This is a genomic window from Streptomyces sp. NPDC048718 (genome assembly GCF_043198875.1).
Lineage (GTDB): Bacteria > Actinomycetota > Actinomycetes > Streptomycetales > Streptomycetaceae > Streptomyces.
This window is the reverse complement of record NZ_JBICVG010000009.1, coordinates 279,520-292,032: the sequence shown is the minus strand read 5'-3', so window position 1 is coordinate 292,032 and position 12,513 is coordinate 279,520. Positions and strand designations below refer to the sequence as shown.

Annotated in this window: 13 protein-coding genes; 4 read left to right on the top strand and 9 right to left on the bottom strand. The window is 72.6% G+C overall.

Features of this window, described 5'->3' with window-relative positions:
* Nucleotides 1-153 precede the first annotated feature (153 nt).
* The 3 genes from ACGFRB_RS19550 to ACGFRB_RS19540 all read right to left on the bottom strand — a co-directional run bounded on the left by ACGFRB_RS19550 (nucleotide 154) and on the right by ACGFRB_RS19540 (nucleotide 2,081).
* A complete protein-coding gene (locus ACGFRB_RS19550) occupies nucleotides 154-873 on the bottom strand; it encodes a hypothetical protein (RefSeq protein ID WP_393244485.1) in 720 nt (239 codons plus the stop codon).
* A complete protein-coding gene (locus ACGFRB_RS19545; protein ID WP_393244483.1) occupies nucleotides 870-1,448 on the bottom strand; it encodes an RNA polymerase sigma factor in 579 nt (192 codons plus the stop codon). The genes ACGFRB_RS19550 and ACGFRB_RS19545 overlap by 4 nt, the downstream gene beginning before the upstream one ends.
* Nucleotides 1,449-1,514: 66 nt before the next feature.
* Nucleotides 1,515-2,081, bottom strand: coding sequence for a hypothetical protein (locus ACGFRB_RS19540; RefSeq protein ID WP_393244481.1), 567 nt, complete (start codon nucleotides 2,079-2,081; stop codon nucleotides 1,515-1,517).
* A gap of 128 nt (nucleotides 2,082-2,209) precedes the next feature.
* Between ACGFRB_RS19540 and ACGFRB_RS19535 the strand changes: the two genes are divergently transcribed.
* A complete protein-coding gene (locus ACGFRB_RS19535) occupies nucleotides 2,210-2,845 on the top strand; it encodes a hypothetical protein (RefSeq protein ID WP_393244479.1) in 636 nt (211 codons plus the stop codon).
* Here ACGFRB_RS19535 and ACGFRB_RS19530 read toward each other — a convergent pair.
* The 3 genes from ACGFRB_RS19530 to ACGFRB_RS19520 all read right to left on the bottom strand — a co-directional run bounded on the left by ACGFRB_RS19530 (nucleotide 2,842) and on the right by ACGFRB_RS19520 (nucleotide 5,366).
* On the bottom strand, nucleotides 2,842-3,672 hold the full coding sequence (locus ACGFRB_RS19530) for an enoyl-CoA hydratase/isomerase family protein (protein ID WP_393244477.1): 831 nt from the start codon (nucleotides 3,670-3,672) through the stop codon (nucleotides 2,842-2,844). The genes ACGFRB_RS19535 and ACGFRB_RS19530 overlap by 4 nt on opposite strands.
* Complete coding sequence (locus ACGFRB_RS19525; RefSeq protein ID WP_393244475.1) at nucleotides 3,669-4,094, bottom strand: Zn-ribbon domain-containing OB-fold protein; 426 nt, start codon at nucleotides 4,092-4,094, stop codon at nucleotides 3,669-3,671. The genes ACGFRB_RS19530 and ACGFRB_RS19525 overlap by 4 nt, the downstream gene beginning before the upstream one ends.
* A 117-nt stretch (nucleotides 4,095-4,211) precedes the next feature.
* On the bottom strand, nucleotides 4,212-5,366 hold the full coding sequence (locus ACGFRB_RS19520; RefSeq protein ID WP_393244473.1) for a lipid-transfer protein: 1,155 nt from the start codon (nucleotides 5,364-5,366) through the stop codon (nucleotides 4,212-4,214).
* A 145-nt stretch (nucleotides 5,367-5,511) separates the two neighbouring features.
* Between ACGFRB_RS19520 and ACGFRB_RS19515 the strand changes: the two genes are divergently transcribed.
* Genes ACGFRB_RS19515 through ACGFRB_RS19505 form a run of 3 tightly spaced genes read left to right on the top strand, consistent with a single transcriptional unit; the run spans nucleotide 5,512 to nucleotide 7,804 of the window.
* Nucleotides 5,512-7,059 carry a FadD3 family acyl-CoA ligase gene (locus tag ACGFRB_RS19515; RefSeq protein WP_393244471.1) on the top strand — a complete coding sequence of 516 codons (1,548 nt, stop codon included), beginning with the start codon at nucleotides 5,512-5,514 and terminating at the stop codon, nucleotides 7,057-7,059.
* A gap of 44 nt (nucleotides 7,060-7,103) precedes the next feature.
* Complete coding sequence (locus tag ACGFRB_RS19510; protein WP_393244469.1) at nucleotides 7,104-7,412, top strand: hypothetical protein; 309 nt, start codon at nucleotides 7,104-7,106, stop codon at nucleotides 7,410-7,412.
* A complete protein-coding gene (locus ACGFRB_RS19505) occupies nucleotides 7,409-7,804 on the top strand; it encodes a type II toxin-antitoxin system VapC family toxin (RefSeq protein WP_393244467.1) in 396 nt (131 codons plus the stop codon). The genes ACGFRB_RS19510 and ACGFRB_RS19505 overlap by 4 nt, the downstream gene beginning before the upstream one ends.
* 276 nt (nucleotides 7,805-8,080) lie before the next feature.
* Here the strand turns inward: ACGFRB_RS19505 and ACGFRB_RS19500 are convergent, their stop codons facing one another.
* From ACGFRB_RS19500 to ACGFRB_RS19490, 3 genes are all read right to left on the bottom strand, one after another.
* Nucleotides 8,081-8,242, bottom strand: a complete 162-nt coding sequence (locus ACGFRB_RS19500) for a hypothetical protein (protein ID WP_363002792.1) — start codon at nucleotides 8,240-8,242, stop codon at nucleotides 8,081-8,083.
* 447 nt (nucleotides 8,243-8,689) lie between these two features.
* Nucleotides 8,690-8,983: a hypothetical protein gene (locus ACGFRB_RS19495; protein WP_393244465.1), complete on the bottom strand. Its 294-nt coding sequence runs from the start codon at nucleotides 8,981-8,983 to the stop codon at nucleotides 8,690-8,692.
* A 358-nt stretch (nucleotides 8,984-9,341) separates the two neighbouring features.
* Entirely contained in the window at nucleotides 9,342-12,512 is a 3,171-nt protein-coding gene (locus ACGFRB_RS19490) for a BTAD domain-containing putative transcriptional regulator (protein ID WP_393244463.1), read from the bottom strand.
* Nucleotide 12,513 lies beyond the last annotated feature (1 nt).

The window sequence follows — 12,513 nt, the reverse complement described above, 5'->3', positions numbered from 1 at the left end:
GGAGGGGTTGGAGTCGTTTCCCCAGTCCTTTTACGTCTTTATGCCCCGGGCCTCCGCGTCGCGATTCTCACGTCGCGATTCCCGCGCCGTGAGTCTGCGCGTCGCGGATCACCGCGTCGTGGAAAACCACGACGCGGTGATTCGACCGATCCCCTACGGGTTGGTGCCCGGCGCGACGTACCCCGCGCCGATGCCGCTGTCGGTCTCCGGGACGCACGTGGGAACCTCGCGTACCACCGACATCGACAGCGAGCCGACCTGCCCGTGGGGCCCCGTCGTCGCCACGAACAGCAGGTGGTCTCCCTCGGGGACGGCGCTCGGCCTGATCAGCGAGTAGTGCCCGTCGATGCCGGTGCCCGTCTCCCGGGTCTCGGGGAAGACCTTCGAGGAGTCGAAGCCGGCGTCGTAGCGGACCTTGGTCCGGCACGAGGCCGAGTAGGTCATCACCGCCGCCGGAATGCCCGCCTCCCGCAGGGCGGACTGCAACCCGGGGATGCCACGGGGGTTCATGACCTCCACGGCGACCATGCCGTCCGGGAGGGACTTCACCACGTAGTCGGCCGTGGCGATGTCGATGTTCCCGCTCCCGCTCCCGACGCTGTGCGTACCTTGTGGACCTTGCGGATCCGCCCTGCCGACCGAGCCGGTGACGGAGACGGAGACGGTGACGGTTGCCGCGATGGCCGCCGCGACAACGCCCAGGACGAGGACTGGCCGGCGGCGCGGGGAACGGGCCGGGGCACGGTGGCCGCCCGGGAAGAGCGGGACGACGGGGCCGGTCTCGGCGGCTTCGGCGGCCTCGGCGGCGAGGGTGGCCGCGCGGGCGCCGAGTTCGTTCGCGAGCCGCTGCTTGAAGTGCAGAGGGGCGTTCACCGGGTGGCCTCCAGAACGATGTCGTGACGGTCGGTACGGGTCGGTCCGGTGGCGCGCAGCGCCTTGCGGGCGCGGTGCATCCGGACCCGGGCGGAGGCCGGGCTGATTCCCAGCACCCGCGCCGCCTCGCGGGTGGTCAGCCCGTCCAGGACCACCAGGTCGAGCACGTCGCGCAGGGGTTCGGACAGTGCCGCGTGGGCGGCCGCCATGTGCCGGGTGGCCCGGGCCGCGTCGATACGGCTCTCGATGGCGCTGACGTCCTCGTCGTCCAGCAGTCGCCGGCCGGTGATCCGGGCGACCGCGCGCAGTTCGCGGGTGCTGCCCCGGAAGTGCGCGGAGAGGACGTTGCGCGCGATGCCGTACAGCCAGGCCACCGGCGTGCCGCGCCGGGCGTCGTACGTGTGCGCGTTCTCCAGCGCCGTCACGAAGATGTCCGCCGTGAGGTCGGCGGCCAGATGCGGGCTGTCGACGCGCCGGGTGACGAACCCGAGCACCGCGTCGAATTGCTGCTCGTAGAAGACGGCGAACCCGGCGGGGTCGCGCGCCGGTGGTGCTGTCGGGTGCTCCGTCGGCACGGAGGGCTCCTTGGGGCAGGGCGAGTGGTGCCTTACACCTCTACTTGGCCGCACTGCCCGGAAGCGTTACATCCCGCCCTGGGGTCTCTCCGGCGGTGGAGGAGGCGGGGGCGGGGTGTCGTCGTGCCCCGGGCCGTACCCGTGGCCGTATCCGGTGCCGCCAGGGTTCCCCGTACCGCCGGGAATGCTCGTACCCCCGTCGGCCCGGGTGGCGCGCGGGCGCGGGCGGCCGGACATGAGGGCGGCGCCGAGGAGCAGCAGGACGCCGCCGCCGACCGCCAGCGCGACTCCTGTCCCGAGGCCGTGCCCACTGGTATCGAAGGAGAGCCCGTTTCGCACCTGTGCGACCCGCACCATCCACAGGACGGTGAATCCGAGCACGATCAGCCCGGCGACCGCGACGACCGCGCGCGAGCGCAGCAGCAGCCCGACCAGGGTGACCAGGGCGGCGAAGGCGAACGGGAGCAGGATCGAACCGATCACCTGGGCCCGCACATCGGTGATGCCCCCGAACAGGTCCTGGATCCGGTAGTCGCGGCCGGGACGGCCGTCGTACCAGGCACGGAAGGGGCTCCATACGGCGGCCGTCGCTCCTGCGAGGGCCAGGACCGAGCCCACGATGTTGCGGATCACCGTGCGGCCTCCCTTCGGTCGGCTCTCGGTCACGACGCTACGCCGGGTCGCGGGGGGTGTCCTGTCGAGCGGAGCGGCGGCGCTAGGGTGACGCGAACACGATCAACCGACCGGTGGGGGAACGGGAAATGATCCGCACCAGGCTGAAACTCGCGGCGACACTCACAGTGGTCGTTCTCGCGCTGACCGGCTTCCAGACCAGCCGGGGACACGGTCACGGCAGTCACGGCGGTTACGGGGGCGGTAGCGACCACGGCAAGAGCGACGACTCGGGTGGCGGCTGTTCGACGCCGAAGAAGAGGAACCACTACGACAGCGACGACAGCGACGATGACGACGACTACGGCTCGGGTTCGGACTCCGGGGACACCGCCAGTGCGTCTCCCTCGCCGGCCGTCTCGGAGGAACCGGACGTCGACGTCGTCGTGGTCGACTGCGTCAAGCCGGCCGGGAAGAAGGGGACGGGGACAGGGACGGGGAAGGGTAAGCCGGGTGGCAGGGCCGACACCACCGCCACGGTCAGGGTGACCGCGAAGCCGGGGGTGACGGGCACGTACCGGATCGCCCTCACCTTCGAGGAGCGCGCGAACGTCCCGGTCGACGGGGGCGAGATCCTGGTGAAGATCGACGGCCCGGGCGAGAAGCGGTACGACGTGCCGATGAAGAACCCGAAGTCCGTCGACCGGGTGAAGCTGTGCACCGTGGGCAATGTCTGGGAGGACGACGAGTCTCCGACGGAGCCTCTCGCCACCCCTCGCCGCTAACGGACCCTGAACCCGGGGGCAGGTCCCTTTTCCGCCCCCGGGCCCTTCTCTGCCTCCGCCCTCGCCCCGCGCGCCCGTCGCGCGAACAGCTCGGCCTGCCGCTCCGGCGGCAGGTTCCCCAGCGCGATCAGGTGCGGGGCATGCGCGAGGGCGTGGGCCCTGGCCGCCTCGCGGGCCGACCACAGGGCTCGTACGGTTCCCTGTACGGCCTCGGTCGGGTACGCGGCGACGACGGCGGCCGCCTCCTGCGCAGCCGCCAACGCGCCGCCCCGCACGGTCAGTTCGGACACGAGGCCGATCGCGTGCGCCCGCTCGGCGGAGAGCCGTTCGGCGGTGCCCATCAGCGCCATCCGCGCGACTTCCCCGTAGGGCATCCGCTGTGCCATGTGGATCGTCTCGAAGGCGCTGACCATGCCGTAGGTGGTGTGCGGGTCGAAGAACTCGGCGCCCTCGCCCGCGATCAGGAACTCGGTCTCGGCGAGCAGATAGAAGGCCCCGCCGCAGGCCATGCCCTCGACGGCGGCGATGACCGGCTTCCACAGGTCGTTGGACTTGGGGCCGATGGCGAGGAGCGGATCGTCGATCGTGAACGGGGAAGTGGGCTGCGGGAGTTCGCTCGCCAGAGTCCGGTCGACGCCGGTGCAGAAGGCCCGTTGGCCGGCGCCGGTGATCACGATCGCCCGGATGTCGTCCTCGTACCGGAACCCCCGCCAGACCTCGGCGAGTCGGCGGGCCATCGTGAGGGTGAGGGCGTTGTGCCGGGCGGGCCGGTCGAGGGTGACGACGGCGACACCGGTGCCAGTGTCGCGTTCCACCGTGATCGTCATCCGCGCTCCAGGAGCCAGCGGGGCACGGTGATGCCGCCGATCTCGGCGAAGGCCACCTTCACGGGCGCGCCGACGCGCAGCCGGGCCGGGGCGACCGAGTCGAGCGGGGCGCCGGGGGAGTCGACGACATTGCCGGCGAGGCGGACGCGGGGAGCGTCGGCGAGCTCGACGAGGACCGCGTTGTACGGGGCCTGGGCGGCGTAGTCGGGCAGCAGGGGCGGGTGGGGGACGACGAACGACCAGATCCGGCCGCGCCCCGACAGCCGGCGCCAGGTGCTGTCGAAGGACTGGCAATGCGGGCAGCAGGGGCGGGGCGGGAAGCGCGGCTCGGCGCAGGCGGCGCAGGTCTGGACGCGCAGTTCGCCGCGGGCGGCGTACTCCCAGAAGGGCGCGCCGTCCTCGTCGATCACGGGGGTGAGCATCGCGAACTCCTCGAATCTTCGGGTACTTGGCGGTGCTTGGCGGCGCTTGGCGGTGTGGGGAGGTGCTTGACGGTGGGGTGTGCGGGCGCTCCTCGGATCCGCCCCGGCCGCGTCGTCTCAGGAGCGCAGGAGGACGGCCGACGTGGGGACGCCCTCGCCCGCCGTGACGAGGCAGGTGGCGGCGCCGGGCACCTGGGCGGTGGAGTCGCCGCGGAGCTGCTTGACGCCCTCGGTGAGGAGGTTGAAGCCGTGGACGTACGCCTCCGACAGGCCGCCCCCGCCGGTGTTGAGGGGCAGCCGGCCGCCGGTCTCCAGGGCGCCGCCCTCGGTGAAGGCGCCGCCTTCGCCACGGCCGCAGAAGCCGTAGCCCTCCAGGGAGAGCGGGACGAGTGGGGTGAAGGCGTCGTAGATCTGGGCGACATCGACGTCGGCGGGCCCGAAGTCGGCCTGTTTCCACAGGTGTCGGGCGGCCGTCCAGGCCGGTCCGGTCAGCGGGTCGTCGGTCCAGTAGTTGACCATGCCGTGGTGCTGGGCGGGCAGCCCTTGAGCCGCGGCGTGCACATAGACCGGCGGGCGGCGGCAGTCGCGGGCGCGTTCGGCGGAGACGATCACGCAGGCGAGGGCGCCATCGGTCTCCAGGCAGTTGTCGAAGAGGCAGAGGGGTTCGCTGATCCAGCGGGAGGTCATGTACATCTCGCGGGTGAGCGGGCGTTCGTACATGATCGCGGCCGGGTTCTGGTTGGCGCGGTTGCGGCAGGCGAGGGCGACATTGAAGAGATGGTCGCGGGTGGCGCCGTACTCGTGCATGTAGCGGCGGGCGAGCATGCCGATCTCGTCGGCGGGCCGCAGCAGCCCGAAGGGCCGGGTCCACTGCGCCGGGGTGGCGAGCTGGGCGGTGGTGTTCGTCCAGGGCCGGGGCCCGGAGCCGCGCTTGCGGGACCGCCAGGCGACGCCCACCGTGGCCTGTCCGGTGGCGACGGCCGCGGCGAGGTGCCCGACGGTGGCGCACGAACCGCCGCCGCCGTAACCGACCTTGGCGAAGAACGTGACGTCCCCGGCCCCGATGGCCTTGGCCACCTCGACCTCGTCGGTCTCCTCCATGGTGTACGAGGCGAAGGCGTCGACCTCGGCGGGCGCGATGCCGGCGTCGTCGAGGGCGGCGAGGATCGCCCGGCAGGCGAGCGTCTTCTCGGACTCCGGGAGGCGCTTGGCGAAGGCCGTCTGGCCGATCCCGACGATGGCTGTGCGGTCCTTGAGCACGGCAACCCCCATGGTGTTCCCGACTACTGACAGCTCGTCAGGCTATCGCTAATCTGACGAGTAGTCAGGTGCGTGGTCGGGGGTGCGTGGGTTCGGAGCCGGTGCTCGGCTTCGGTGCGGGGCAGGGCTGGGGTACGACCGGCGGAGGTGGGTGGCCGTGGAGTGGGGACCTGGATCGGTGGGGGAGCTGGTACGCCGGGCGGCGGCGCGGTACGGCCCGCGCGAGGCGGTCATCGAGGGCCGCACCCGGATCACGTACGCCGAGCTGGCCGCGCGGGTCGAACGCACGGCGGCCGCCTGTCTCGCCACCGGGATCCGGGCGGGCGACCGGGTCGCCGTCTGGGCGCCGAACTCCCTGGACTGGATCGTCTCCGCGCTCGGCGCGGTCACGGCCGGCGGCGTCCTCGTCCCTCTCAACACCCGCTTCAAGGGGGCCGAGGCGGCCGACATCCTCGCCAGGTCGCGAGCCCGGCTGCTGTTCGTCACCGGCGCCTTCCTGGGGACCTCGTATGTGGCGTCGCTGCGCCGCTCGGGTGTCGAACTGCCCGCGCTGGAGCGGGTGGTGTTCAGCGACACCGTTCCGGACGAGCCGGGCTACACCACCTGGCGGGCCTTCCTCGACGCCGGCCGCGGAGTGGACCCCGTACGGGTGCGGGCACGGGCCGACGCCGTGATGCCCACCGATCCCTCGGACATTGTCTACACCTCGGGCACCACCGGCCGCCCCAAGGGCGTGGTCGTCACCCACGAACAGTCCCTGCGCTGCTCCACCGTGTGGAGCGAACTGGCCGGGTTGCGCGAGGGCGACCGCTATCTGATCGTGAACCCCTTCTTCCACACCTTCGGTTACAAGGCGGGGGTGCTCGCCTGTCTGCTGCGCGGCGCGGTGATGATTCCGCAGCCCGTGTTCAGCGTGGACACCGTGCTCGCGCACATCGCCGCCGAACGCGTCACCGTCCTGCCCGGCCCGCCCACCCTCCATCAGTCCCTCCTCGACCACCCGGCCCGCGCCGCCCACGACCTGTCCAGCCTGCGTTTGGTCGTGACCGGCGCGGCGGTCGTGCCGCCGCGGCTCGTCGAGCGGCTGCGCGCCGAGCTGGGTGTCGGCACCGTCCTCACCGCGTACGGCCTCTCCGAGGCGAGCGGCCTGGTATCCATGTGCCGCCGGGGCGACCCGCCCGAGGTCGTCGCCCGCACCTCGGGCCGCGCCATCCCCGGCACCGAACTCAGGGTCTCCCTGTCGGGGGAGGTCCTGGTGCGCGGCCCGCACGTCATGCGCGGCTACTTCGAGGACCCGGAGGCGACCGCCGCCGCGATCGACGCGGACGGCTGGCTGCACACCGGCGACGTGGGCGTCCTCGACGAGGCGGGCAACCTCAAGATCACCGACCGGATCAAGGACATGTTCATCGTCGGCGGCTTCAACGCCTACCCCGCCGAGATCGAACAGCTCCTCGGCCTCCACCCCGACATCGCCGACATCGCCGTCGTCGGCATCCCGGACCCCCGCCTCGGCGAGGTCGGCAAGGCCTTCGCGGTCCGCCGCCCGGGGGCCCGGGTGACGGCGGACGACCTGATCGCCTGGTCCCGCCGCGAGATGGCCAACTACAAGGTCCCCCGTCAGGTGGAATTTCTCCGCGAGCTGCCGCGGAACGCGAGCGGGAAGGTGCTGAAGGGGGAATTGCGGGCGCGGCGCGCGGGGTAGCGTGTGTGATCCGGGTCACTCGACGCGGTGGTATGGTCGATGGTATGGCAACCAAGAAGTACACGGTCACCCTGCCCGAGGAGCTGGCGGAGGAGATCCGTCGCGAGGTGGGTCCGGGCGGCTTCAGCGCGTACGTAACCAGCGCCATACAGCGCAAGAGGAAGCACGACCACCTGGGTGAGTTGGTCACCTGGATGGAGGAGGAGTACGGCCCGGTCGACGACGAGGCGCTCGCGGCGGCCGAGGCGGAGCGGCGCGAGATCGTCCGCTCGTACGAGGAGCGGATGGCCCGCGAACGGGTCACGGCCGAGGCCTCCGAAGCTCTCGAGGTACGACAGGCCGATGCCGCATGACGGAACTCTGCTACGTCCTGGACAGTGAGGCGCTGTCGAGGGCGGCCCTCGGAGACATGAAGATGAGGGCGCGTCTGGCGGACGCGCACAAAGCGGGCGTCAGCGTCGTGACCAGTTCCATGACGTTGATCGAGGCGTACCACTCCAAGATCCCGTACGCGGCTTGGAAGTGGTTCCTGTCGCGGATCGAGGTCGAGCCCGTCACGGAGGAGATCGCGGACTCGGCGATCACTCTCCTGAAGGGTGCGGGCCTACATGGCCACAAGTACGCGATCGACGCGGCGCTGGCCGTGATCGCGGGGCGCAGGCGAGGGATCGTGACGGTGTTCACGTCCGACGAGGACGACATGAACAAGCTCTGTCCGTCGCGGGTCGTGGTGCGTCCCGTCTGAGACGCCGGAGCCGGCCGGGATGTCGGAGGTCCGGACCGGTCGCCCGGTCCGGACCTCCTCCCCAGCGCGCGCATGCGTGCGGCTTCCCCCGTCCCCGGCTACGGCCGGCCCCCACCGTCCGCCTCCGAGGTGCGCCGATCATGCCGCAGCCCCGGCCGGGCGGCGAAGCGGGCGGGCGGAATCCGTCAGGTCGCCGGGGCGCCGCAGACGAAGAGGCCCGGACCGGCGAACCGGGCCAGGCCTCTTCACATGGAGCAGGGTGCGGCGGGGCGGATCTCAGACGCCCTGACCGCCGCCCACGACGACCACGGTGGCGTGGATGTTGCCTGTGGGCGTGTCGGTCATCGCGTGCATGTCGGCCAGCGCGGGCGTGGCCGTGCCGGCCGCGACGGCGACGGCCAGGGCGACGCCGGCCAGAAGGCGCTTGGTGCGGGTCATCTGGGACTCCTCGGACGAGTGACTCGTATCCACGCGACCCTCGCACGTGGCGGCCCGTCAGACCAGATGATCGGCGCCGCTTTGTCAGGTCCTACAGATGCGGTAGGTCCTGGGGGCCGGGCAGGTCGTACGGGAGTCCGCACGGGGCGAGTTGGCCGAGTGGGTCGTACGGGTGGGTCGTGCGGGGAGGATCGTGCCGGGCGGGGCGTACGAGGCAGGCCGCACACCCGCGCGGGCCCGGCCGCGTCCTCGCGCACGGCCGGAGGGGCCGGGCTGCTGCCCGGCCCCTCCGGTACGGTCCCCCGGTCGCGCCCGCCCCACGTGCCCGGCAGGTCCCCCAACCCCCTCGGGCATCCCCCGTAAGGGACACGGCGCGCTCATTCGGACGACCACGGCCCCGGCGACTCCCCCGATGGCGCCGCCGGAACCGTCCTCGTGTGGTGCGGTCTACTTGGTGACCGGCTCGCTGGTCACGTGGATGTTGCCGAGCGGGCCGTCCGAGGCGGCCTGCGCCGTCGCGGGCTCGCTGGTCACGTGGATGTTGCCGAGCGGATCGGCCGAGGCGGCCTGCGCCGTCGCGGGCTCGCCGGTCACGTGGATGTTCTTGATACCGATCTTCTCGGCGATGGCGTCGGCGACGGGCTCGTCGGTGACGTGGATGTTCTTCGCCTCGACGTCGGCCAGAGCCGGCTCGCCGGTGACGTGGATGTTCGTCGGCTTGATGGTCGACTCGTCGCTCATCGCGGATCTCCCGTTGTAACGATGTCAGATAGGTCGGCGTAGTCCGTCCGGCTGTTCCCCCGTTGGACGGCCGGACGGACTTCCTGTGCCGGGGCCGCTCACCCTAGTTCGCCGGTGTGACAGCCTCACAGGCGACCCGTCTGCCCCCCGACGCGACGGATCGATGAGATGAGCATGCCGTGTCGGGATAAACGATTGATGAACGCCGAGCCCGGACGAACCGGAGGGGTGCCCCACCGGCCGTGCCGGACTCGTGGCACCCCTGCCGGCCCCTCAGGCGCTCCCCGCCTGACCGCCGATCGCTCCTGCCTGGCAGGCCCTGCCGGGCCGACCCGGCAGGGCCTGCCAGGCAGGGCCCTCAGGCGGCAGCGATCGGCTGCAGCAGCGACCGGACCTCGGCGGCCTCGGGGGAGTCCAGCTCCTCGTAGATCCCCAGAGCTTCCCGCCAGCAGACCTCCGCACGGCCTTCCTGTCCTATGCCGGCCAGAGCCCGTCCCAGCACGGTCAGGACGTTTCCCCGTCGCCAACCGCCGCCGATGCCGCGCAGCACGGTGAGTGCCATCTCGGCATTGGAGGCCGCCTGGGCGTACCGCCGGCTCGCGACATCCACCTCGGCGATGCGGAACAGGGTCATGCCCTCCCAGAGCCGCTGGCGGCTGTCCCGGAACACCTCCAAAGCCTCCGCGAGGCTCGTGGCCGCCTCGAAGAGCTGCCCGCTCTGGGTGAGCGCGACTCCCATGGCGTAGCGGCCGTTGGCGCCCTTCAGAGCGTGGCCCATGCTGTCGTACATGTCGGCGCCCTGGCGGGCCAAGGTGACCGCGCTGGCCGTCCGGCCGGTGAGCAGGTGGATCCGGGAGAGGTTGCACAGCGCACTCGCCTCGCCGGGCCCGTCCTCGCAGTCGCGGAAGGCCTGGATGGCCTGGTCGAGGAAGTTCTCGCCCTCCTCGTACTGGTTGCGGTAGACGGCCATCACCCCGAGCGTGTTGGCCGCCCAGCAGACCGGGAGCCGGTCGCTCACCTCGCGGGCGAGCCGCATGGCCTCCCGGGCCTCGCCGTCGGCCTGGTCGAAGCGGCCGGAGACGTGGTGCACGTACGCCAGGGTGATGGCCGCCCGGCACTCCGCCCGTACGTCCCCCGCCGCCTGCGCCGCGTTCCGCAGGGTCGTCGCGACCGCCTCGTACTCCTTGGAGTTGGCGCCGGATTCCGCCAGGTCGAGGGCCGCCCAGAGCAGATCCACCGTGCGGCGCAGCGTCGTCGGCGCCGCCGCCGACTGGCGGACGCAGGCGAGCAGGCAGTCGGCCTCGGCGTAGAGCCAGTCCTGGGCCGCGTGGCGGTCGGTGAAAGCGAGGCCCGGGTACTGGGTGGGCTCCAGGTGGTCGACGAGCCGGTCGCCGGGGCGCTCGATCGCGTACACCTGCGCGGCTGTCGACAGATAGAAGTCGAGCAGCCGGGACAGCGCATGCTCTCGCTCCACCGGCGGCTGCTCGTCGCGCTCGGCGCAAGCACGCGCGTAGAGCCGTACCAGGTCGTGGTAGCGGTAGCGGCCCGGGGCGGCGGATTCCAGGAGGCTGGTGTCGACGAGGGCTTCGAGCAGGTCCTCGGTCTCCCACTCGGGCAGACCGAGGATCGCCGCCGCGGCGGCGAGGGAGATGTCGGGGCCGTCGGCGAGGCCGAGGAGGCGGAAGGCGCGGGCCTGGGCCGGCTCCAGCTGGCCGTAACCGAGCTCGAAAGTGGCCTTGACGGCCAGGTCGCCCGCCTGGAGTTCGTCGAGGCGGCGGCGCTCGTCGGCGAGCTTGGCGGCCAGGACGGAGACCGTCCAGGTGCGGCGCGCGGCAAGCCGGGACGCGGCGATACGGATGGCCAGCGGCAGGAAGCCGCAGGCCGCGACCACGTCGAGCGCGGCCTCCCGTTCGGCGCCCACCCGCTCCTCGCCGACGATCCGGGTGAAGAGCTGGAGCGCCTCCTCGGGGGACATGACGTCCAGGTCCACCAGGTGCGCGCCGGCCAGGTCGAGCATGCGGATACGGCTGGTGACGAGGGCGGCGCAGCCGGCGGTGCCGGGCAGCAGCGGCCGGATCTGGGCGGCGTCGCGGGCGTTGTCCAGGAGCACCAGGACGCGGCGGCCGTCGAGGGTGGAGCGGTAGAGCGCGGCGCGCTCGTCCAGGGTGTCCGGAATGGCGGAGTCCGGGGTGCCGAGCGCGCGCAGGAACGCGCCGAGCACCGTCTCCGGCGCCGCCGCCCGCGCGCCCGCGCCCTGGAGGTCGACGTACAGCTGGCCGTCCGGGAAGTGCGGGCGCGCCGCGTGCGCCACGTGTACGGCGAGGGTCGTCTTGCCGACGCCGCCGATGCCCGCGACGGCCGAGACCGCCATGACGGAGCCCTCGGCGGTGGCGAGTTGGTCGCCGAGTTCGCGGACGAAGGCGTCGCGTCCGGTGAAGTCGGGGACGGTCGCCGGGAGCTGGGCGGGCCGGGCGGTCGGTGCGGCGGCCGGGGTGGACTCCTCCACCGGCCGGGCCAGTTCGGCGTCGGCCTGGAGGATGCGCTGCTGGAGGCGGGAGAGTTCGGGGTTCGGGTCGACGCCCAGTTCGTCGGCGAGCAGTCGCCGGGTGTCGGCGTACACGGCCAGCGCCTCGGCCTGCCGGCCGGACCGGTACAGGGCCAGCATCAGCAGCTCGCGCAGCCGCTCGCGCAGCGGGTGCGCGGCGGTCAGCGCGGTCAGTTCGGAGACGGCTTCGGCGTGCGCGCCGACCTCCAGATCGAGGTCGAGCCGGGTCTCCAGGAGCTGGAGCCGCCATTCCTCCAGGCGGGTGCGCTGGGTTTCGGCGTACGGCCCCGGTACGGACGCCAGCGCCTCGCCGTCCCACAGGGCGAGGGCGGCGTTCAGCCGGTCGCGGGACACGCCGCGGCGGCCCGCGGCGCGCAGTTTGTCGGCCTCGGCGGCCAGGTTCTGGGCCTCGGCGAGGTCGAGGGCGGTGGCACCGGCGCCGGCGCGCAGGGCGTAGCCGCCGGATTCGCTGGTCAGTACCCAGGCGCCGAGGACCTTGCGCAGCCGGGAGGCGTACGTGCGGACGGCGGCGAGCGCCTGGGACGGCGGGTCCTCGCCCCAGATGGCGTCGATGAGTTCGGAGGCGGTGGCGGTGCGGCCGTCGCGCAGCAGCAGGGCGGCGAGCAGGGCGCGCTGCTGCGGGGAGCCGGTGGGCAGGGCCTGGTCGCCGAGGGAGGCCCGGACGGGGCCGAGTACACGGAAGCGCAGCGTGGCGACGATGTCCTGGCCGTCGGCCGTCGTGACGGTGCCCGACGTGCTGCCGCCTGCCGGGTCGCCGTCCGCCGTGGTGCGGTCCGCCGTGTCGGGGGCTGCCGCGGTGGCGGGCGCGTTCGCGGCCGTCCCGGCGGAGGTGGCCGTGGCGGTGCCCGCCGTCGTACCCGTGGCCGTACCCGCGGTCGTACCCGCGGTCGTGCCCGTGCCGGTGTCCGTCGCCGCTTCCGTGTCCGTTCCCCTGTCCGTGGTCGTGTCCGTGGTCGTGTTCATG

Coding starts and splice junctions, on each gene's coding strand:
- ACGFRB_RS19535 (WP_393244479.1), top strand. CDS start 2,210: ATGATCCGCACCAGGCTGAAACTCGCGGCGACACTCACAGTGGTCGTT.
- ACGFRB_RS19530 (WP_393244477.1), bottom strand. CDS start 3,672: ATGACGATCACGGTGGAACGCGACACTGGCACCGGTGTCGCCGTCGTC.
- ACGFRB_RS19525 (WP_393244475.1), bottom strand. CDS start 4,094: ATGCTCACCCCCGTGATCGACGAGGACGGCGCGCCCTTCTGGGAGTAC.
- ACGFRB_RS19520 (WP_393244473.1), bottom strand. CDS start 5,366: ATGGGGGTTGCCGTGCTCAAGGACCGCACAGCCATCGTCGGGATCGGC.
- ACGFRB_RS19510 (WP_393244469.1), top strand. CDS start 7,104: ATGGCAACCAAGAAGTACACGGTCACCCTGCCCGAGGAGCTGGCGGAG.
- ACGFRB_RS19505 (WP_393244467.1), top strand. CDS start 7,409: ATGACGGAACTCTGCTACGTCCTGGACAGTGAGGCGCTGTCGAGGGCG.
- ACGFRB_RS19500 (WP_363002792.1), bottom strand. CDS start 8,242: ATGACCCGCACCAAGCGCCTTCTGGCCGGCGTCGCCCTGGCCGTCGCC.
- ACGFRB_RS19495 (WP_393244465.1), bottom strand. CDS start 8,983: ATGAGCGACGAGTCGACCATCAAGCCGACGAACATCCACGTCACCGGC.
- ACGFRB_RS19490 (WP_393244463.1), bottom strand. CDS start 12,512: ATGAACACGACCACGGACACGACCACGGACAGGGGAACGGACACGGAA.